The sequence below is a fragment of the Burkholderia sp. Ac-20349 genome, assembly GCF_017104865.1.
Taxonomy (GTDB): domain Bacteria; phylum Pseudomonadota; class Gammaproteobacteria; order Burkholderiales; family Burkholderiaceae; genus Burkholderia; species Burkholderia aenigmatica.
The window spans coordinates 1-17842 of sequence record NZ_JAAGPM010000026.1 but is presented as its reverse complement, the minus strand read 5'-3'; the positions used below and the strand labels follow the sequence as shown (position 1 = coordinate 17842).

The window sequence follows — 17842 nt, the reverse complement described above, 5'->3', positions numbered from 1 at the left end:
TTCCCTTCGTGACTCCCCGACTTTTCGCCCTGATTCCCTGTGCCGGCACGGGCAGCCGCTCCGGTTCGGCCGTGCCGAAGCAATACCGCACGCTGGCCGGCCGCGCGCTGCTGCACTACACGCTCGCCGCGTTCGACGCGTGCAGCGAATTCGCGCAGACGCTCGTCGTCCTCTCGCCCGACGATTCCCATTTCGACGCGCGCCGCTTCGCGGGGCTGCGCTTCGCGGTGCGCCGCTGCGGCGGCGGCTCGCGCCAGGCGTCGGTGCTGAACGGGCTGCTGGAGCTGGCCGAGTTCGGCGCGACCGACCACGACTGGGTGCTGGTGCACGACGCCGCGCGCCCGGGCATCACGCCGGAGCTGATCCGCACGCTGGTCGCGACGCTGAAGGACGATCCGGTTGGCGGCATCGTTGCGCTGCCGGTGGCCGATACGCTCAAGCGCGTGCCGGCCGGCGGCGACGCGATCGCGCGCACCGAGTCGCGCGACGCGCTGTGGCAGGCGCAGACGCCACAGATGTTCCGCATCGGCATGCTGCGCGAGGCGATCCTGCGCGCGCAGCGGGAAGGGCACGACCTGACCGACGAGGCGAGCGCGATCGAATGGGCCGGCCATACGCCGCGCGTCGTGCAGGGCAGCCTGCGCAATTTCAAGGTCACGTACCCGGAAGATTTCGCGCTCGCGGAGGCGATCCTCGCCGCGCGCCCTGCGAACGCCTCCTGACATTTACCCCCTCTCAATCGGAACACGCATGGATTTCAGAATCGGACAAGGCTACGACGTGCACCAGCTCGTCGAGGGGCGCCCCCTCATCATCGGCGGCGTGACGATTCCTTACGAACGCGGCCTGCTTGGCCACTCGGACGCGGACGTGCTGCTGCACGCGATCACCGACGCGCTGTTCGGCGCGGCGGCGCTTGGCGACATCGGTCGCCATTTCTCCGACACGGACGCGGCCTTCAAGGGCGCCGACAGCCGCGTGCTGCTGCGCGAATGCGTGGCACGGATCAAGGCGGCCGGCTTCACGATCCAGAACGTCGACAGCACCGTGATTGCCCAGGCGCCGAAGCTGGCACCGCATATCGACGGGATGCGCGCGAACATCGCGGCCGATCTCGGGCTGCCGCTCGATCGCGTGAACGTGAAGGCGAAGACCAACGAGAAGCTCGGCTATCTCGGCCGCGGCGAGGGGATCGAGGCGCAGGCCGCTGCGCTGCTGGTGAAGCAGGGCGGCTGACGCCCGGCCGCGGCGTGCGGTTCGACCGGCGCGCCGCGTCGCGGAAATGAAAAATGCCACGCGGATGCGTGGCATTTTCGTTTGGCGCGGCGACCGGGCCGGCGTGGCTGCCGGCCGGGTGGTGCAACCGCTTATTCGCCTTCAGCGGCGATGACTTGCGCGGCGGCGTTGATCACCGACGCGATACGGCCGACGTCGCGCAGCTGCGTGACGGTCATCCCTTGCTCGTTCTTCAGCAGCGCATAGTGCGACTTCACGCAGAAGTGGCACTTGCCGACGATCGACGCGGCGAGCGCGTACATCTCGAACTTGCGCTTGTCGACGCCGCCGTGGGTCGCATACGCGCCCATCCGCAGCTCGGCGCGCTGCGTCTTCAGGTCGGCGTCGTCGGCCATCTCGACATACGGATACCAGGTGTTGTTCATCCCCATCAGCGCGGCCGCCGTCAGCACGGCGTTCGTCTCTTCGGGCGACAGCACGCCGGCTTCGCGGATCGTCTTGATGAGCACCGTGCTCTTCGCCGCGATCGCCGCCGCCAGCGCAACGCCGACCGCGTCGGTGCCTTCGAGCGACGAGCGCGAGATCGTGCCGTCGAGGTTCAGGCGAATGTCCTTCGCGTAGTCGGGAATACGTGCCTTAATCGAGTCGATGAATTCCATTGATATCTCCTATGGGTTGGCCGTTAAAAAAGCCCGCAGGCAGGACGTGCGCCGCGGGCTTCGTGCATCGATGCGCTTACAGCGTTGCGCCGCCGACTGCACGGTTGCACGGGCACAGTTCGTCCGTTTGCAGGCCGTCCAGAATACGCAGGACTTCTTCCGGGCTGCGGCCGACGTTCAGGTTGTTCACCGAAACGTGCTGGATCGTGTTGTCCGGATCGACGATGAACGTTGCACGCAGGGCCACGCCGGCTTCCTTGTCGCGCACGCCGAGCTGGTCGATCAGCTCGCCCTTGACGTCGCCGAACGAGTAGTGGTTCAGCTTGTTCAGGTCCTTGTGCTCACGGCGCCATGCGAGCTTGACGAATTCGTTGTCCGAGCTGCCGCCCAGCAGGATGGCATCGCGCTCTTCGAACTGCTTCGTGAGCTTCGCGAACTCGACGATTTCCGTCGGGCACACGAACGTGAAATCCTTCGGATAGAAGTAGATGATCTTCCACTTGCCCGGGAACGACGCTTCGGTGACGGTCTCGAATGCCGACTGGCCGTTTTCCTCGTGATTGTTGAAGCCCGGCTTCGCGGCTACGACGGTGAAAGCTTCGAGTTTATCGCCCACGGTTTTCATGCGGATACTCCTGTATGAGTTGGGAAGAAGACTGAGTCAAGCTACCTCGGTGCTGCAACGATGATGTGACAGCATGGGCAAGACTGTAACACTATTAGTTAGTCGCTTCAATAGATTTTGACTAACGACCCTCATAGCTTTTTTCAACCGGATCGATAGTGTGCAGTGCAAGAAGCGTGCGCGAGCGCGTCACGCAGTCGCACGCGCCTTGCCGGCGCCGGGGAATTCGAGCGTGACTTCGAGGCCCGCTTCGGGGTTGCGGTTGCGCAGGCGCAGCGCGCCGCGATAGCGGCCCACGAGACGCAGCACGATCGCCATCCCGAGGCCCGTGCCGTCCGCCTTGGTGCGCGCGGTGTCGACGCGATAGAACGGCCGCATCACGAGCGGTAGTTGATCCTCGGGGATGCCGGGGCCTTCGTCGCTTACCGACAGCTCGACGCGCGCGTGCGACACGCGCGTCTCGAGCGTGATGCGCGACACGCCGTCCTGCTTGCTCTGGCCATACTTGCGCGCGTTCTCGACGAGGTTGCCGATCACGCGGCGCATGTCGGTCTCGTCGGCTTCGATCACCGCGCTCGGCGCCAGCCTCGTGCGGATCTCGACGCCGTCCTCGCCCGACACGCGTGCGGCGACTTCCTGCGCGATCGACGACAGGTCGACGGGCTCCGGTTTGCGTTGCGACGGGCGCGCGTAGTCGATGAAGGCCGCGATGATGCGATCCATCTGTTCGATGTCGTCGACCATCGCGTCCTTGGTCGCCTGGTCGGACGGGCTCATCTCGGTTTCGAGCCGCAGCCGCGCGAGCGGCGTGCGCAGGTCGTGCGAGATGCCCGCGAGCATCAGCGCGCGGTCGGCCTCGAGCTGTTCGAGGTCGCGCACCATCTGGTTGAAGCTGCGGTTGGTATCGGCCGCGACGCCCATTCCGCGCTCGGGCAGCAGCTCGGGTGTCTGACCCGAGCCGATCTGCCGCGCGGCGAGCGCAAGCCGCGAGAACGGCCGGTTCACCAGGCTTGTGATGAACGCGGAGCCGAACAGCGACAACGCGAGGGCGAATAGCCCCCAGCCGGCCCACTGCAAGCCGGTGACGTTGTCGAGCTGGTCGCGATCGAGCGCGACCCAGTAATCGTCGTCGTCGATCTTGAAGCTGATCCAGACGCCGGGAATGTCGTTGACCGACTGCGCGATCACGGTATCGTCGCCGAGACGGCTGCGGATGTCGTGTTCGATCAGGCGGTTCAGCGATTCGTCGGGCTGCAGCTTGAACTTGTCGGTCTTTTCGCGTGGGTATACGCGCACGCCCTCGTTGCTCTCGAGATCCTGCAGCAGCGCGCGCCGCAGATCGGGATCGGAATAGAGCAGGGCGGTGCGCGTGAGCTTCACGATCGCGACGAGCTGCAGCGCGACGCGCTGCGCACGCGGCTCGCGCTCGATGACGCGAAAGCTCTGGAACCACGCGGCGAGACTGACCGAGATCAGCAGCGCGATCAGCAGGAAGGTGCGCCAGAACAGCCCGCCGAACGCGAGCTGCAGGAGGCGCCGGTCGATACGCATGGGACGGGCCGTGGGCGGGCGAAACCGGAAAGGAAAAAGATCAGGCCGCGCCGTCCGGGATGAACACGTAGCCGAGGCCCCAGACGGTCTGGATGAAACGCGGGCTGCCCGGATCCGGTTCGATCAGCTTGCGCAGGCGCGAGATCTGCACGTCGAGGCTGCGGTCGAACACTTCGTATTCACGGCCGCGTGCGAGTTCCATCAGCTTCTCGCGCGACAGCGGCTGGCGCGGATGGCGCGCGAACACCTTCAGCACCGAGAATTCGCCGGTGGTGAGCGGAATTTCCTGGCCGGATTTCGTCAGCGTGCGCGTCGCGAGGTTCAGCGAGAACTCGCCGAACTCGAACACCTCGGTGGTTTCCGACGGCGCGCCCGGCAGTTCGGCCGGCGCCTGGCGGCGCAGCACCGCATGAATGCGCGCAACGAGCTCGCGCGGGTTGAATGGCTTCGGCAGGTAATCGTCGGCGCCCATCTCGAGGCCGACGATGCGATCCACATCCTCGCCCTTCGCGGTGAGCATGATGATCGGCGTGCGGTCGTTGCTGCCGCGCAGGCGACGGCAGATCGACAGGCCGTCTTCGCCCGGGAGCATCAGGTCGAGCACGAGCAGGTCGAAACGCTCGCGGACCCAGAGCTTGTTCATTGCGGTCGCGTTTTCCGCGACGTAGACATTGAAACCCTGCTCGCCGAGATAGCGGCGCAGCAGATCGCGCAGGCGCGGGTCGTCGTCGACGACGAGAATCTTGGAGGGGTTTTTCGTTTCCATGATCGGCATCTTATCGCGAATGGGAATTGACGCACGGCCACGTATTTTCGTGCGTTACAGTCGGTTACAAAATTTACCCGTAGTGTCGCGCGGAGTAAAGGCAGGCTATAGAGATTCCTTTACTCGAAGCCGAAATTCGGTAGATACTCCCCTGCACTCCATCTTTCATCTTTGCACACCCGAATTCCGCAGGGTTTTTCAAGTACCAGAGGTAGCCGGTTGCCGCGTGACGAAGGGAACAAATCGACCAAAGAAGCGAGGACGGTCATGCGATCTGCCCGGATTGCAGTGATGCTGACGATCGCACTTGCCGGTCCGTATGCGTCGAACTTCGCGTATGCGCAGCGCCCCGAGCAGGGCGCATCGTCGCGCAAGCTGCCGCGCGGCAAAGCGCCGCAGTCCGACCGTACCGCCGAGATGACGGTCCGTTCCGCCGTGCCTCCCGATCTCGAACAGCGCCGCCGCGACGGGCACATGACGCCCGAGGAGCGCCACCTTTTGCGCCAGCACATCGAGGACGCCGTTCGCGAGCTGTACAAGCGCTGACGCGCCGTCTTTCGCCGTGCGCGAAATACCTCGCGCGGAAAAGATTCGTAGCAATTTTTCCGTCAACTTTCGCCTGCCGATTGCCGTTGTACCGGCATCCGCACCGCCGGTGCGTTCCGGGAGTCCATGACGATGAAAGCGAACGCTGCCGCACCGGCGCCGTCGCCCGCTATGCAGTCGCCGCTCGACGCCGACGATGCGTTGTTTTTCCTGAGCCGTACCGGCTTTTCTCCCGCACCCGCCGATGTCGCGCGCATCGTCGGCATGACGCGCGCGCAGGTCGTGGCCGACACGCTCGGCAATGTGCGCCGCGACCCCGTCACGACGTGGCCCGACTGGATCGCCGAACTGCCGCCGACGCGCGCGCAGCGTCAGGCACTGACCCCCGACATGCGGCGCGACGAGCAGCGCGAGCGCAACGTTCGGTACGATGCGCTGCGCGCGGCGTGGGTCAACGAGATGATCGTCACGCCGTCGCCGTTGACCGAGCGCATGACGCTGTTCTGGCACGGGCACTTCACGTCGGGGCAGGACAAGGTGCCTTACCCGCAGACGATGGCCGCGCAGAACGCGCTGTTTCGCCGCGAGGCGCTCGGCAACTTCGGCACGCTGCTGCACGCGGTCGCGAAGGATCCGGCGATGCTGCAGTACCTCGACGGCGCGAGCAATCGCAAGGGGCGCCCGAACGAGAACTTCGCGCGCGAGGTGATGGAGCTGTTCACGCTCGGCGAAGGGCATTACACGCAGTACGACGTGACCGAAGCCGCGCGTGCGATGACGGGCTGGACGGTCGATCCCGATACCTATCGCTTCGAGGTGCGGCCGGATTTGCACGATGCGGGCGACAAGACGATCCTCGGCGAAACGGGGCCGTTCGACGGCGACGGCTTTCTCGACATCCTGCTGAAGCGGCCCGGCACCGCGCGCTTCATCGCCGGCAAGCTGTGGCGCGAGTTCGTGTCCGATACGCCCGACCCGGCGGCGCTCGATGCGGTGGCCGAGCGGTTTCGCACGAGCGGCTACGACATTCGCGCGGCGCTCGCCGCGCTGTGGTCGACCGACGCATTCTGGGATCCGCGCAACCGCGGCGTGCTCGTCAAATCGCCGGCGGAATTCGTCGTCGGGTCGGTACGGCTGTTCGACGTTTCATACGGCGATCCGCAGATGCTTGCGAACACCGTGCGCACGCTCGGGCAGAACCTGTTCTACCCGCCGAACGTGAAGGGCTGGCCGGGCGGCGCGCTGTGGATCAACAGCACCACGCTGCTCGCACGCAAGCAGTTCGTCGAGCAACTGTTCCGCGCGACGGAAACGGCCGGCATGCACCCGCCGGCGCATGCGATGGCGCCGCCGACGAATGCCCGCGCGCACGCAATGCCGGTGGTCGATACGGCGTCCGCCGCCGGTATGCGCGGTGCGCCTGCCAAGCCCGCGCGCGCCGGCCTGCGTTTCGACCTCGAGCGCTGGCTGGCGCAATATCGCGCGCGGCCGCAGGCGATCGCGGGCTTGTCGACCGAGCTTCAGTTGCAGCATGCGGTGCTGCAACTGTCGCCGGTCGCGGCGATCGACACGGATTCGACCGGCAGCGCATATCTCGAGGCGCTGCTGATGGATCCGGCCTATCAACTGAAATGATTCGAACGACGATGAAGCGGGGCGCCGGTGCGGCAAAGGTGCCGGGCGGCGAACCAAAGGATGCGCGATGAACCGACGTGATTTTCTGACGCTGACGGGCGCTGCGGCCGCGGCCGGCGTGTCGCTGTGGCAGGCGCCCGCGATGGCCGCGGCCGGGCGGCCGCCAGTGGCCGGGTATGCGAACGTGTTGATCCTCGTCGAGCTGAAGGGCGGCAACGACGGCCTCAACACGGTGGTGCCGTACGCGGATCCGCTGTACTACCAGTTCCGGCGCAGCATCGGCATCAAGCGTGAGCAGGTGCTGCAACTCGATGCGCACACGGGGCTGCATCCTTCGCTCGCGCCGCTGATGCCGCTGTGGCGCGACGGGCAGGTCGCGGTCGTGCAGGGTGTCGGCTATCCGCAGCCGAACCTGTCGCATTTCCGCTCGATCGAGATCTGGGATACCGCGTCGCGCTCGGATCAATACCTGCACGAAGGCTGGCTCACGCGCACGTTCGCGCAGGCGCCCGTGCCGCCCGGTTTCGCGGCGGACGGCGTCGTGCTCGGCAGCGCCGAGATGGGGCCGCTCTCGAACGGCGCGCGTGCGATCGCGCTCGTCAATCCCGCGCAGTTCATCCGTGCGGCCCGGCTCGCCGAGCCGTCGTCGCTGCGTGAACAGAACCCCGCGCTCGCCCACATCATCGATGTCGAGAACGACATCGTGAAGGCGGCCGACCGGCTGCGCCCGCGCGGCGGGATGCGTGAGTTCAGGACGGCCTTTCCGGCCGGCGCGTTCGGCACGTCGGTCAAGACCGCGATGCAGGTGCTGGCCGCGTGCGAAGCGTCCGGGCCCGGCGCGCAGGACGGTGTCGCGGTGCTGCGCCTGACGCTCAACGGCTTCGATACGCACCAGAACCAGCCGGGGCAGCAGGCTGCGCTGCTCAAGCAGTTCGCGGAAGGGATGAGCGCGATGCGCGGTGCGTTGATCGAGCTTGGGCGCTGGAACCAGACGCTCGTGATGACGTATGCGGAATTCGGACGGCGCGTGCGCGAGAACCAGAGCAACGGCACCGATCACGGCACGGCCGCGCCGCATTTCGTGATGGGCGGCCGCGTCGCTGGCGGGCTATACGGTGCGCCACCCGCGCTCGGGCGGCTCGACGGCAACGGCAACCTGCCGGTCGCGGTCGATTTCCGCCAGCTCTACGCGACCGTGCTCGGGCCGTGGTGGGGGCTCGACGCGACGCGCGTGCTGCAGCAGCGCTTCGATACGCTGCCGTTGCTGAAGGCGTAGGGAGTCAGGTCAGCGCCGGCGCGCGGCGCGCCACGCGATCCACAGCTTGCGGATCGGCGTCAGCGCGATGCGCTGGTGCAGTACCTGGTAGCCGTCGCGCTCGATTTCGTCGAGCAGTGAGCCGGTCAGTGCGATCTGCGCGCGCAGCGTGCGCTGCGCGCGGCGTTCGGATGCGGGGATCGCCGCTTCGGCGGCCGCGAGCGCTTCGCGCGCGCGGGCCGTCTGGAATTGCAGCAATTCGGTGAAGGCCGGGCTGTAGCGGCGGTTCAGCAGATCGGCCGCGGTCACGTTGTAGCGCTGCAGTTCGTCGATCGGCAGGTAGATGCGGCCGTGGCGCGCGTCGTTGCCGAGTTCCTGGACGAATTGCGCGAGCATCAGCGCGCGCCCGGCGTCCGCGGCCCACGGTTGCGGGTCGGCCGGGTTCGCGGCGCTGGCGCGCGCGACCAGCGACGCGAAGACGCCGCCGACCTGCGCGATATAGCGCTGCAGGTTCGCGAAATCGAGGTAGCGCGCCTGTTCGAGATCCATCCCGTAACCGTTGACGAGCGTGCGCAATGCGTCGGCCTCGGCGGCGATCGCCGGATGATGCTGCGCGAGCGCTTTCGTGACCGGGTGCGACGGCTGCCCGTCGGCCAGCGCCGCAAGTTCCTTGTGCCACCACGCGAGCTTCGTGTGTCCGATGGTCGGGTCGCTGGTTTCCTTGACGGTCTCCTCGAGTTCGCGGCGCAGCGCGAACAGGGCGGTCAGGCGCGGTTGCGTGGCGAGCGGCGCTTGGCGCAGCGCGTAGTAGACGCTGGAGCCCGCAGGGGCGGCCTTTTGCTGACAGTAGTCGTCGAAGTTCACGGGCGGAATCGTGTGGGGGCGGGTTCGGGGGACGCGCGGCGGCGCGGTGCCGAAACGTCGAGCGCGGCATTCTAGCACCGCTGCACGACGGGTGCCGGCAGGGGCGAGACAATGCCGCGCGGATCGGGTAGAATCTCGCGCTCGCCTGATCGGGCGTGCCGGTTCCAGGCCGGCGCGATGTCCCGGGCGCGTGGAAACGCATCTTGCGTGCCGTGCGATCAGGCGGCAGAAATGCGCGTGAGTGGCGAAATTGGTAGACGCACCAGGTTTAGGTCCTGACGCCCGCAAGGGTGTGCCGGTTCGAGTCCGGCCTCACGCACCAGAAGTCGAATGCGCTCCCGTCAGGGGCCGTTCACTAAAAAGCGCTGTCGGTCGATTGACCGCAGCGCTTTTTTGTTGCTGCCGGTGCTTTTCACGGCACGCGGGTCTGTACAAGCCGCGCACGAGAACTCGAGCCGCGTGTAATATCGTGTTCACTTCCCATATAAGAAACACAATTACGCCGAGGATCGCCGATGAAAAACACCGTACGCATGCCGATTTCCGTACTGGCACTGATGCTGACCGCGCCGGCTTTTGCCAATACGCCTGCCGAGAACATTGCGTGGAGCGCTAGGCCAGTGCAGACGGTTGCATCGTCGTCGCCGTCGGCATGCTCTGCTTACTCGGGGCGCGTGATGTCGAGCGGCGAGACGTTCTCTACGGAAAACGTGCTGAAAGCAGTCGGCACGTCGCTGGCCGGCGCGGCACTGGGCGTCGTCGCGGGTGGATATCAGGGCGCAGCCCCCAATCCGTGTGCGCGCCCGGGCCTGTGACCGGCCAGCAAGTGAACCGCGGGGATTCCAGCTTCATCTGAAACAAGCTCGCCCCCCAGCGCCGCGCGTCGCCTGACCCGCGGCGCTTCGTCATTTCAGACGCGTCTATTCCCAGAAACTCCGGATCGCGACTGCCACGATCACCGGCACCGAGAACACCAGCGGGATCGCGAAATACTGCGCTTCGCGATCGACGACCCAGCTATAGATCACCCACGCCGCGCCGATCGCGAACGTGATGAGGCCGACCGTCACGGCGGCGATGTTCAGGACGAGCTTCGAAGGCTGGCGGCGCGTCTTGGCATCGTCATGGTTATCGTGCGGGGACGATTTCATCGGAAGAGTGCGGCTTCGCGCCGAAACGGGGATAAAAGCACAGGAAACCCCATCCGCTCCGATCGCGCAAGAGGGCCGGCGCAGGCCAGCCCTCCGTCGCGTCTTCCCGCGCGCACTACAACCCGAACGACACCGCCAGTTCGTCGATCAGTTCGCGCTGGAATGTGACGAACCGCTCGCCCGGCTGCTGCGCGATCGCGAGGTCGAGCATCGGATCGGCGACCTCGGTGCGAATGCCCGCCAGCTCCTCGACGATCGCGAGCCCGCAAAACGGCACGTACGCTTCCGAATACCCACCTTCGTGAACGACGACGAGCCGCCCGCCGCAATGACGCTGCGCGGCCTCCTTCACTGCGCGCGTCATGAACCGGTAGCTGTCGGTATGCAGCTGCATGCGCGCGAGCGGATCGACCGCGCTCGCGTCGAGGCCGCTCGCGACGACGATCAGCTCGGGCCGGAAACGCTCCAGCGCTGGCAGCACGATCCGTTCGAACGCGTAGCGATACGCATCGTCACCGCTGCCCGCGAGCAGCGGCACGTTCAGGTTCGCGCCCACGCCAGCGCCTTCGCCACGATCGTCCGCGCCGCTGTAGCCCGGCGGGAAGCAGCGGTCCTGGTGCAACGAGATCGTCAGCGTGTCCGGATCGTCGTAGTAGATCGACTGCGTGCCGTTGCCGTGATGCACGTCCCAGTCGATCACCGCGACGCGCTCGATGCCGTGTTTCGCACGGGCGGCCTCGATCGCGATCGGGATGTTCGCCAGCAGGCAGAAGCCCATCGGGCGATCGCGCAGGCAGTGGTGGCCGGGCGGCCGCGACAGCGAGAACGCGTTTGCCGCACGTTCGCCGAGCACCGTATCGACGGCCGCGATCGCGAGGCCGGCCGATAGCGCGGCGATCTCGTAGCTGCCTTTGCCGAACGGCGCGAGATCGCCGAGGTCGCCGCCGTTCGCATCGCTGAGTGCGCGGAACGCGTCGAGATAGTGCGCGGGATGAATGCGCAGCAGATCGGTGGTCGATGCCGGCGCGGCGCCGCGCAGGTCGAGCTGCGCGGCCAGGCCCGAGGCCTGCACGAGCGACAGGAAACGGCGCTTCGAATCGGGCGATTCCGCGTAGCCCGCGCTCGACGGCGGCTGGACCCAGCCGCCGACTGGGAAGAACAGCGCGTGCGTGCCGCCCGTATGCCAGAAAGTGCGTTCGTCGGTGAAGAAGGCAGTGCGATTCATGGATGTGCGTGACCTGTCACGGTTGGGGGGAAATGGAAGGGCGCGTGCGGCGGTCGATGTGGCGCAGCGCGGCGAAAGACACGATCGCGACGGCCGTCGCGGCCGCGAACAGCGCGCGCATCGTGCCGCCGGCATCGAGCATCAGTCCGGCGAGCAGCGGGCCGGCCGCGAGGCCGGCGCCGATCACGAAGTTGAGCGTGGCGACGAGGCGGCCCGATGTGTCGATCTGCGCGACGGTCGCGAGGATGAACGGCAGCACGAACGTCCACGCGAACTTGAATGCGAAGATCGCCGCGCTGTAGCCGCCGGCGTGCCGCATCACGGCGAGCGCGACGAGCGAGGCCGCCAGCAGCGCGTAACCGGCCGCCAGCATCGCGCGCCGCGCAAGCCGGCCGCCCGCGCACGACGCGAGCGCCGCGCCGGCGATGCCCATCACGCTAGCGATCGCGAGCACGTTGCCGGTCGACTGCGGATCGAGTCCGGCATCGCTCGCGGCACGGCTTGCGAACGTCCACACGCTGCCGATCGCGAGATAGAACGTCAGCACCGCGCCGACCGCGAGCACGACGAAGCGTTGCGGCGTTTGGGCCGCAGCGCTGCGCGCGTTTTGCGCAGGCGTGGTGCGCGCGCCCAGCGATGACGGAAAGCCGCGCGACAGCGGCGCCGCGAGCAGCGCGAGCACGGCGAGCGCGACATACAGCGCGCGCAGCCCGAACACCGCGAACACATGCGGCAGCACGAACAGGCCGATCGCGCCCGCGATCAACTGGCCGACGACCCACAGGCCGTACACGCGATCGCTGTTCTCGCTCGTCGCGGCGCTCGTCATGCAGAGCACCATCAGCGAGCCGCCGCCGAGCGCGGTGACGGCGCGCAGCGCGAGCAGCGCGACGAAGCCCGGCATCCACAGCGCGGTCAGCAGGTTGCCCGCGCCGAACAGCGCGATGGCGAACGCGGCGACGCGACGTGCGTCGATCCGGCCGAGCCACAGGTATGACGGCACGGTCGCGAGGCTGAACGCGCCGAGTTCGACGAAGAAGTAGGTGCCGATCTGCGATGCGGATAGCCCGAGCTGCGTCGCGAGCTGGCCGGCGACGGCGGGCGCCACGAGCAGCAGCAGCGGCGTGATGGCCGCGAACACGACGAGCGCGACGAGCGTCGAGCGCGCGAAGGTCGAGGCGCGGCCGTCGGGCGGGAGTGCGGCATCCGGAGAAAGGGTTTTCATGGCGGGCTCTCGTGTGGGGATTCAGAACAGGTGGTACATGCCGACCATCGCGCCGAACTGCGATGCGCCGGCGAGCGGCGTCGGGTCGTATTCGTAGACGGTCTGCGAACTCTGGCCGCTGTTGCGCGCGTAGCCGAGATTCACGTACGCGACGGTGCGTTTCGACAGCGCGTACGTGGTGCTCGCGATGAACAGCGTCGGGTGGCCGATCGCCGGCGTGCGCGAGTCGGTGTGATAGACACCCGCGTTCAGGCCGATCTCGCTCGACATCTGGTAGCGCGCACCGCCCCAGACGATCGTGCGCGCCGCGTCGAGGTCGCCGGTCAGGCGTTCGACGCCTGCATAGACGGTGAGCGGCAGCGTGGCGAACGCATAGCGCGCGGCGAGCGTGCCGAGTTCGCGACGTCGTGCGGACGTGTCGTCGGCCGCTGATACATCGCCGTGCGCCTGATGCAGCACCGCGCTGACCGACAGGCCGTTGCTCGTGTACTGGCCGCCGAGTTCGAGCACGCGTCCGGCGCGCGTATTGCCGGCGACGCCGGACGTCGCGGCAAGCGCCTCGACATCGAAGCCGGCGAACGTCGGGGACTGGTACTTGACCGAGTGGTCGATGAAGTTCGCGTTCATCGGCACGATGACGCCCTGGCCGCTGTACGACGCGTACCAGAGCGGGTCGTAGAACAGCGTCTTGTCGAACAGCACGCTGAACTGTCGGCCGAGCGTGACGGTGCCGACGGGCCCCGCGATGCCGACGTACGCGCCGCGGAAGAACGCATAGCCGGGCACGGTCGCGGTGCCGTCGTTGAGGTTGAGGCCCTGCTCGAGCTTGAACAGCGCACGCCAGCCGCCGCCGAGATCCTCGTGGCCCTTCAGCCCGATCTGAGAAGGCAGGATGCCGTAGTTCTGCAGTTGCACGGCCGAGTGGTGCCCGTCGGCATGCGTCAGGTATTGCACGCCGGCGTCGAGCGCACCGTACAGCGTGAGGGACGACTGCGCGTGCGCGGCGACGCTGCACGCGGCAAGCGTCGCGACGGCTGCGGCCGTGCGGATGAAGCGGGGTTTCGTCACGTGGGGTTCTCCATACCGTCCTGCATCGGTTTGTCGTTGGTGTTGTCGCGACGCAGTGTCCGCAGCGGGAAAACCTTCGAACAGTCGTCCAGATGAACGGTGCGGAAAACCCGCGGTGCGCGGCATGCACGCGGCGCGCTGGTGTGGCGCGGTGTGCTGCGGAGCAGCAACGTGCGGTGCACCGTTCAAATGGATGGGGCTGGCGCCCGTTCCGGCGCCGTGGCCCGTCAAAAAAGCCGATCGCTATAATCGGCCGGTGTCGTTGCGCACATCAGCAGCCCGATCGGGCAGGGGAGCGGAAGGTGAGGATCACGACGGATATCGGGCAGGATCTCGATGCGCTGCGCGACGTGCCGGCCGCCATCGTGCTCGACGACTTCGCCTGGCCGCCGCTGCCGTCCCGGCGCGCCGATTTCGACGGCGTCACGCGCGGCGACGCATCGCAGCGTGAACTCGGGCTGATGCTGCTGGACCTGTATGCGGTTGCGGCCCGGTCCGCCATCGGCGAATTCGAATACCGGTTCTTTTCGCTGCTGCAGGCGCTCATTCCGTTCGACGCCGCATGGACGGGCGTCGCGACCCATGTGCCGACCGGCCCCGTGATGCACAACAGCTTCCTGTACCGTCTGCCGCACGCGTTCTTCCGCGACTGGAAGCGCGTGCGCGATTGCGACCCGCTCGCGCACCGCACGCTGCGCGGCGCGCACGGCCATGCGGTCCGGTTGTCGGTCGTCGAACCGGGGCTCGATGCCCGGTTTCGCGACTGGTGCGTGAAATACGGGCTCGCGCAACTGATGTGCGTGTGTACGCTCGATCGCCGTTTCGGTCTGACGACGTTCATGTCGATCTACCGCCAGGGCCTGAATCGGCCGTTCAGCGACGACGACGCACGCCGGTTCGAGGAAGTGATTCCGCATCTCGCGGCCGCATTGACGATCAATCGCGCCGCACAGCTCACGCGCGAGCGCGGCGATACGGTCGCGCCGGCGGCGCGCGCCCTGTGCGACAACTTCGGCGTGCTCCACCACGCCGATCACGGGTTCGACGACGTGTTGCGTACCGAATGGCCGGCATGGGCCGGTGCGCGCGTGCCGGAGCCGCTCGTCGCGCACCTGCGGCGCCAGTCGGGCCAGCCGTTCGTCGGCGATGCGTTGCGGATCCAGTGCGTGCCGGTTGCGGGGCTGTTCCAGATCGAGGCGCGGCCGCGCTCGCTGCTCGACCGCCTGAGCCCGCGCGAGCTCGCGGCGATTCGTTACTACGGCGCCGGGCGCTCGCACAAGGAAGTCGCGCAACAGATGGCGATTTCGCCGACGACCGTGCGCCACTATTTGCGCTGCGCGTATCGCAAGCTCGGCATGCACGACAAGAGCCAGATCGCCGGCGTGCTCGGCGCGACGGGCGGCGCGGCCGACGACGAGCCGGTGGAAGCCGGCGGCGAGCCGCGCTGAATCGCTCGAATGCTGCGTGTTCCACGCGCTCGCACGAATGGTTGTGCCCGCAACCATTGAGCGTTATGCTCGTCAGCTCCCAGGAGACGGAATTCCATCATGAACGACACGAATTCAGGGTCGGTGCGCGCGGCGGTGGTCGGGGTTGGCGCGATCGGCGGGTTGCTTGCGGCGGCGTTGTCGCGGGCGGGCATGACCGTGAGCGCGTACGCACGAGGCGCGACGCTCGACGCGCTGAACACGCACGGCGTGCGCGTGATCGACGAGGCGGGCGCGACGTCGTCGGTTCCGGTGCGAGCGAGCGACGATGCGGCCGCGCTCGGCGTGCAGGACTACGTGGTGATCGCGTTGAAGGCGCAGGCGCTGCCGGCGCTGGCCGCGCGCATTGCACCGCTGGTCGGGCCGGATACGGTGATCGTCGCGGCGATGAACGGGCTGCCGTGGTGGTTCACGCACGGGCTCGAAGGCGCGCTGGACGGCGTGCCGCTCGATGCGGTCGATCCGGCCGGTGCGGTATCGGCGGCGTTGCCGCCTGCACAGGCGATCGGGTGTGTCGTGCACCTCTCGTCGAGTACCGACGCGCCGGGCATCGTGCGCCGCGGGCGCGGCAACCGGCTGATCGTCGGGGCGCCCGATGCGCGGCTCGACGTCGCTACTGCGCGCTTCGCCGCAGCGCTCGCGGCGGGCGGTTTCGACGTCGAGTCGACGCCCGCGATCCGGGCCGAGATCTGGACGAAGCTGTGGGGCAACATGAACATGAATCCGCTCAGCGCGCTGACGGGGTCGACGTCCGAGCAGTTGCTCGACGATCCGTTCACGCAGGATCTCGCGCTACGGATGATGGAGGAGGCCGCCGCGATCGGCGCGAGGCTCGGCCTGTCGACCGGGATGAGCGGGCCCGAGCGGATCGCGGTCACGCGCAAGCTCGGTGCGTTCAAGACGTCGATGCTGCAGGATTTCGAAGCGGGGCGTGCGCTCGAGATCGGGCCGATCCTCGGCGTGTTTCCGGAGCTCGGGCGCAAGCTCGGTGTGCCGACGCCGTATTGCGACGCGGTACTCGGGCTGCTCCGGCAGCGCGCGACGAACAGCGGGCTGTAACGCGTGCCGGGCGCCTGCATGCGCAACGCTGGTGAGGCGAGGCGCTGCGGGCCGCTAGCCGTACGCAACGCGTGACGCAAAGCGGGCCGCCCGCGTCGCGGGTGAGGCGGCCGGGGCGGCCCGTCGAATTCATCGGATCAATGCAGCGGGCGCCGTGCCCGCGTTGCCGCTCAGTCGTCCCGCTCGGTTGCGTGTGCGACGACCTTGTCGAGCAGCCGCTCGAACGTCTGGCGTTCGCTGTCGGACAGGCACGCGAGCAAGCCGTCGTTCCACTTGCGCACGATCGGCATGATCTTGCGATGCAGCGCGCGGCCGTCGGCGGTCAGCGCGATCAGCACGATCCGGCCGTCCTCCTCGCTCGCACTGCGCGCGAGCAGCCCCTGGCGCAGCAGCGCCTCGGCCGCCCGGCTCGCCTGGCTTTTGTCGAGATTGGTGTGGCGCGCGAGATCCATGATCGAGAACGGGCCGAAGGCGCCGACGGCGGCGATCACGCGCGCCTCGGGCAGCGAGATGTCGAGCTTGTGCCGGTACACCTCGCCGATCCCGCGGTCGGAGCGCTTCGTGAGCGCGTGGAGGCGATAGGTCAGAAACTGATCGAGCCCGGCTTGACGGCCTTTCATGTCGAATCCTGAAGAAAAAGGGCGGGCCCGATTGTTCCTGTATCGCGCGCTCGGGTCAACGGTCAGTGTGCGCCGTATTTCAGGCGCGTCAATTGCTCCGCTTCGTTCGCGAGCAGATTGGCCGCGTCGCGGATCGCGACGTCGAGCGTGATCGGCCCGGGAGCCGGCGAGAAGCAGCCGGAAAAATGTTCGGACAGGCGCGGCAGCGCGGCCGGGTCGACCGCGCCGGACAGCAGCGACGCGGGCACGCCCGCGGCCTGCGCGTGGCGGCACGCGATGAACGGCGCCTTGCCGTGCAGCGTCTGCACGTCGGAGCGGCCTTCGCCGGTGATCAGCCAGTCGGCGCCGGCGAGCGCCGCGTCGAGGCCGACCTGCCGCGCGACCACTTCGGCGCCCGCTTCGAACTGCGCACCGAGCATATGCAGCGCGAAACCGAGGCCACCCGCGGCACCGGCGCCCGGCAGGTCGCGGCCACGGCGGTCGAGCACGGCTTCGAGCAGGTCGGCGAAGCGGGCGAGGGCGGCGTCGAGGGTCGCAACCTGCTCGGGCGTCACGCCCTTTTGCGGGCCGAACACGGCGGTCGCGCCGTGCGCGCCCGTCAGCGGGCTGTCGACGTCGGACATGCCGATGAATTCCGTTTCCTTCAGGCGCGGGTCGAGCCCCGACGCGTCGATGCGTGCGATGTCGGCGAGCCGCGACGGCACCGGCTCGACCGGCTGGCCGCCCGCGTCGAAGCACTGCAGGCCGAGGCCGGCGAGCAGCCCGGCGCCCGCGTCGTTGGTGCTGCTGCCGCCGAGCGCGACGAAGAAGCGGCGCACGCCTTCGTCGAGCAGCGTGCGGATCGCCTCGCCCATCCCGCGCGTGCTGCGA

General features: G+C 67.7%; 19 protein-coding genes and 1 tRNA gene. 9 read left to right on the top strand and 11 right to left on the bottom strand.

Annotation, left to right across the window (positions count from 1 at the left end):
- Positions 1 to 8: 8 nt before the first annotated feature.
- Positions 9 to 722: a 2-C-methyl-D-erythritol 4-phosphate cytidylyltransferase gene (ispD, locus tag G3N61_RS11910; protein WP_043188032.1), complete on the top strand. Its 714-nt coding sequence runs from the start codon at positions 9 to 11 to the stop codon at positions 720 to 722.
- Between the two features lie 28 nt (positions 723 to 750).
- The gene (gene ispF, locus G3N61_RS11905) at positions 751 to 1236 is read left to right on the top strand and encodes a 2-C-methyl-D-erythritol 2,4-cyclodiphosphate synthase (RefSeq protein ID WP_043188034.1); all 486 of its coding nucleotides are present in this window, start codon (positions 751 to 753) and stop codon (positions 1234 to 1236) included.
- Between the two features lie 131 nt (positions 1237 to 1367).
- On the opposite strand, the gene G3N61_RS11900 is transcribed toward ispF, so the two are convergent.
- The 4 genes from G3N61_RS11900 to ompR all read right to left on the bottom strand — a co-directional run bounded on the left by G3N61_RS11900 (position 1368) and on the right by ompR (position 4837).
- Positions 1368 to 1895: a carboxymuconolactone decarboxylase family protein gene (locus tag G3N61_RS11900; protein ID WP_011352388.1), complete on the bottom strand. Its 528-nt coding sequence runs from the start codon at positions 1893 to 1895 to the stop codon at positions 1368 to 1370.
- 76 nt (positions 1896 to 1971) lie between these two features.
- Positions 1972 to 2520 carry a peroxiredoxin gene (locus tag G3N61_RS11895; protein WP_043188036.1) on the bottom strand — a complete coding sequence of 183 codons (549 nt, stop codon included), beginning with the start codon at positions 2518 to 2520 and terminating at the stop codon, positions 1972 to 1974.
- A gap of 189 nt (positions 2521 to 2709) precedes the next feature.
- Positions 2710 to 4071 carry an ATP-binding protein gene (locus G3N61_RS11890; RefSeq protein ID WP_043188038.1) on the bottom strand — a complete coding sequence of 454 codons (1362 nt, stop codon included), beginning with the start codon at positions 4069 to 4071 and terminating at the stop codon, positions 2710 to 2712.
- Positions 4072 to 4111: 40 nt separating this feature from the next.
- The gene (gene ompR / locus G3N61_RS11885; protein ID WP_004199523.1) at positions 4112 to 4837 is read right to left on the bottom strand and encodes a two-component system response regulator OmpR; all 726 of its coding nucleotides are present in this window, start codon (positions 4835 to 4837) and stop codon (positions 4112 to 4114) included.
- Positions 4838 to 5104: 267 nt separating this feature from the next.
- Between ompR and G3N61_RS11880 the strand changes: the two genes are divergently transcribed.
- The 3 genes from G3N61_RS11880 to G3N61_RS11870 all read left to right on the top strand — a co-directional run bounded on the left by G3N61_RS11880 (position 5105) and on the right by G3N61_RS11870 (position 8294).
- Positions 5105 to 5383 (top strand): hypothetical protein, encoded by a 279-nt coding sequence (locus tag G3N61_RS11880; RefSeq protein ID WP_043188040.1) that lies wholly within the window; start codon positions 5105 to 5107, stop codon positions 5381 to 5383.
- Between the two features lie 132 nt (positions 5384 to 5515).
- Entirely contained in the window at positions 5516 to 7018 is a 1503-nt protein-coding gene (locus G3N61_RS11875; RefSeq protein WP_089451015.1) for a DUF1800 domain-containing protein, read from the top strand.
- A gap of 67 nt (positions 7019 to 7085) precedes the next feature.
- Positions 7086 to 8294, top strand: coding sequence for a DUF1501 domain-containing protein (locus tag G3N61_RS11870; RefSeq protein WP_089450796.1), 1209 nt, complete (start codon positions 7086 to 7088; stop codon positions 8292 to 8294).
- Between the two features lie 9 nt (positions 8295 to 8303).
- Here G3N61_RS11870 and hpnD read toward each other — a convergent pair whose 3' ends face one another.
- A complete protein-coding gene (gene hpnD, locus G3N61_RS11865) occupies positions 8304 to 9137 on the bottom strand; it encodes a presqualene diphosphate synthase HpnD (protein WP_043188045.1) in 834 nt (277 codons plus the stop codon).
- A 235-nt stretch (positions 9138 to 9372) separates the two neighbouring features.
- Between hpnD and G3N61_RS11860 the strand changes: the two genes are divergently transcribed.
- Positions 9373 to 9459 (top strand) — tRNA-Leu (locus G3N61_RS11860).
- A 193-nt stretch (positions 9460 to 9652) separates the two neighbouring features.
- A complete protein-coding gene (locus G3N61_RS11855; RefSeq protein WP_089450768.1) occupies positions 9653 to 9952 on the top strand; it encodes a hypothetical protein in 300 nt (99 codons plus the stop codon).
- A gap of 105 nt (positions 9953 to 10057) precedes the next feature.
- Here G3N61_RS11855 and G3N61_RS11850 read toward each other — a convergent pair whose 3' ends face one another.
- From G3N61_RS11850 to G3N61_RS11835, 4 genes are all read right to left on the bottom strand, one after another.
- On the bottom strand, positions 10058 to 10288 hold the full coding sequence (locus G3N61_RS11850; RefSeq protein ID WP_043188046.1) for a hypothetical protein: 231 nt from the start codon (positions 10286 to 10288) through the stop codon (positions 10058 to 10060).
- Positions 10289 to 10403: 115 nt separating this feature from the next.
- Positions 10404 to 11513: a class II histone deacetylase gene (locus G3N61_RS11845; RefSeq protein WP_205822477.1), complete on the bottom strand. Its 1110-nt coding sequence runs from the start codon at positions 11511 to 11513 to the stop codon at positions 10404 to 10406.
- Positions 11514 to 11529: 16 nt separating this feature from the next.
- Positions 11530 to 12738 carry an MFS transporter gene (locus tag G3N61_RS11840; RefSeq protein WP_205822476.1) on the bottom strand — a complete coding sequence of 403 codons (1209 nt, stop codon included), beginning with the start codon at positions 12736 to 12738 and terminating at the stop codon, positions 11530 to 11532.
- A gap of 21 nt (positions 12739 to 12759) precedes the next feature.
- Positions 12760 to 13806: a porin gene (locus G3N61_RS11835; RefSeq protein ID WP_205822475.1), complete on the bottom strand. Its 1047-nt coding sequence runs from the start codon at positions 13804 to 13806 to the stop codon at positions 12760 to 12762.
- A 302-nt stretch (positions 13807 to 14108) separates the two neighbouring features.
- On the opposite strand from G3N61_RS11835, the gene G3N61_RS11830 reads away from it, so the two are divergent.
- A complete protein-coding gene (locus tag G3N61_RS11830) occupies positions 14109 to 15254 on the top strand; it encodes a helix-turn-helix transcriptional regulator (protein ID WP_205822474.1) in 1146 nt (381 codons plus the stop codon).
- 99 nt (positions 15255 to 15353) lie between these two features.
- Positions 15354 to 16352 (top strand): 2-dehydropantoate 2-reductase, encoded by a 999-nt coding sequence (locus G3N61_RS11825; protein ID WP_089450762.1) that lies wholly within the window; start codon positions 15354 to 15356, stop codon positions 16350 to 16352.
- A gap of 170 nt (positions 16353 to 16522) precedes the next feature.
- Here G3N61_RS11825 and G3N61_RS11820 read toward each other — a convergent pair whose 3' ends face one another.
- Together G3N61_RS11820 and G3N61_RS11815 are read right to left on the bottom strand one after the other, a co-directional pair.
- Positions 16523 to 16972, bottom strand: a complete 450-nt coding sequence (locus tag G3N61_RS11820) for a MarR family transcriptional regulator (protein WP_043188058.1) — start codon at positions 16970 to 16972, stop codon at positions 16523 to 16525.
- A gap of 62 nt (positions 16973 to 17034) precedes the next feature.
- Positions 17035 to 17842 (bottom strand): glycerate kinase (locus G3N61_RS11815; RefSeq protein WP_205822473.1); only part of this gene is annotated, 808 nt, incomplete at its 5' end.

Excerpts from the sequence above, each read along its gene's own strand:
- ispF (WP_043188034.1), top strand. The coding sequence starts at position 751 with ATGGATTTCAGAATCGGACAAGGCTACGACGTGCACCAGCTCGTCGAG.
- G3N61_RS11900 (WP_011352388.1), bottom strand. The coding sequence starts at position 1,895 with ATGGAATTCATCGACTCGATTAAGGCACGTATTCCCGACTACGCGAAG.
- G3N61_RS11895 (WP_043188036.1), bottom strand. The coding sequence starts at position 2,520 with ATGAAAACCGTGGGCGATAAACTCGAAGCTTTCACCGTCGTAGCCGCG.
- G3N61_RS11890 (WP_043188038.1), bottom strand. The coding sequence starts at position 4,071 with ATGCGTATCGACCGGCGCCTCCTGCAGCTCGCGTTCGGCGGGCTGTTC.
- ompR (WP_004199523.1), bottom strand. The coding sequence starts at position 4,837 with ATGGAAACGAAAAACCCCTCCAAGATTCTCGTCGTCGACGACGACCCG.
- G3N61_RS11880 (WP_043188040.1), top strand. The coding sequence starts at position 5,105 with ATGCGATCTGCCCGGATTGCAGTGATGCTGACGATCGCACTTGCCGGT.
- G3N61_RS11875 (WP_089451015.1), top strand. The coding sequence starts at position 5,516 with ATGAAAGCGAACGCTGCCGCACCGGCGCCGTCGCCCGCTATGCAGTCG.
- G3N61_RS11870 (WP_089450796.1), top strand. The coding sequence starts at position 7,086 with ATGAACCGACGTGATTTTCTGACGCTGACGGGCGCTGCGGCCGCGGCC.
- G3N61_RS11855 (WP_089450768.1), top strand. The coding sequence starts at position 9,653 with ATGAAAAACACCGTACGCATGCCGATTTCCGTACTGGCACTGATGCTG.
- G3N61_RS11850 (WP_043188046.1), bottom strand. The coding sequence starts at position 10,288 with ATGAAATCGTCCCCGCACGATAACCATGACGATGCCAAGACGCGCCGC.
- G3N61_RS11845 (WP_205822477.1), bottom strand. The coding sequence starts at position 11,513 with ATGAATCGCACTGCCTTCTTCACCGACGAACGCACTTTCTGGCATACG.
- G3N61_RS11840 (WP_205822476.1), bottom strand. The coding sequence starts at position 12,738 with ATGAAAACCCTTTCTCCGGATGCCGCACTCCCGCCCGACGGCCGCGCC.
- G3N61_RS11825 (WP_089450762.1), top strand. The coding sequence starts at position 15,354 with ATGAACGACACGAATTCAGGGTCGGTGCGCGCGGCGGTGGTCGGGGTT.
- G3N61_RS11820 (WP_043188058.1), bottom strand. The coding sequence starts at position 16,972 with ATGAAAGGCCGTCAAGCCGGGCTCGATCAGTTTCTGACCTATCGCCTC.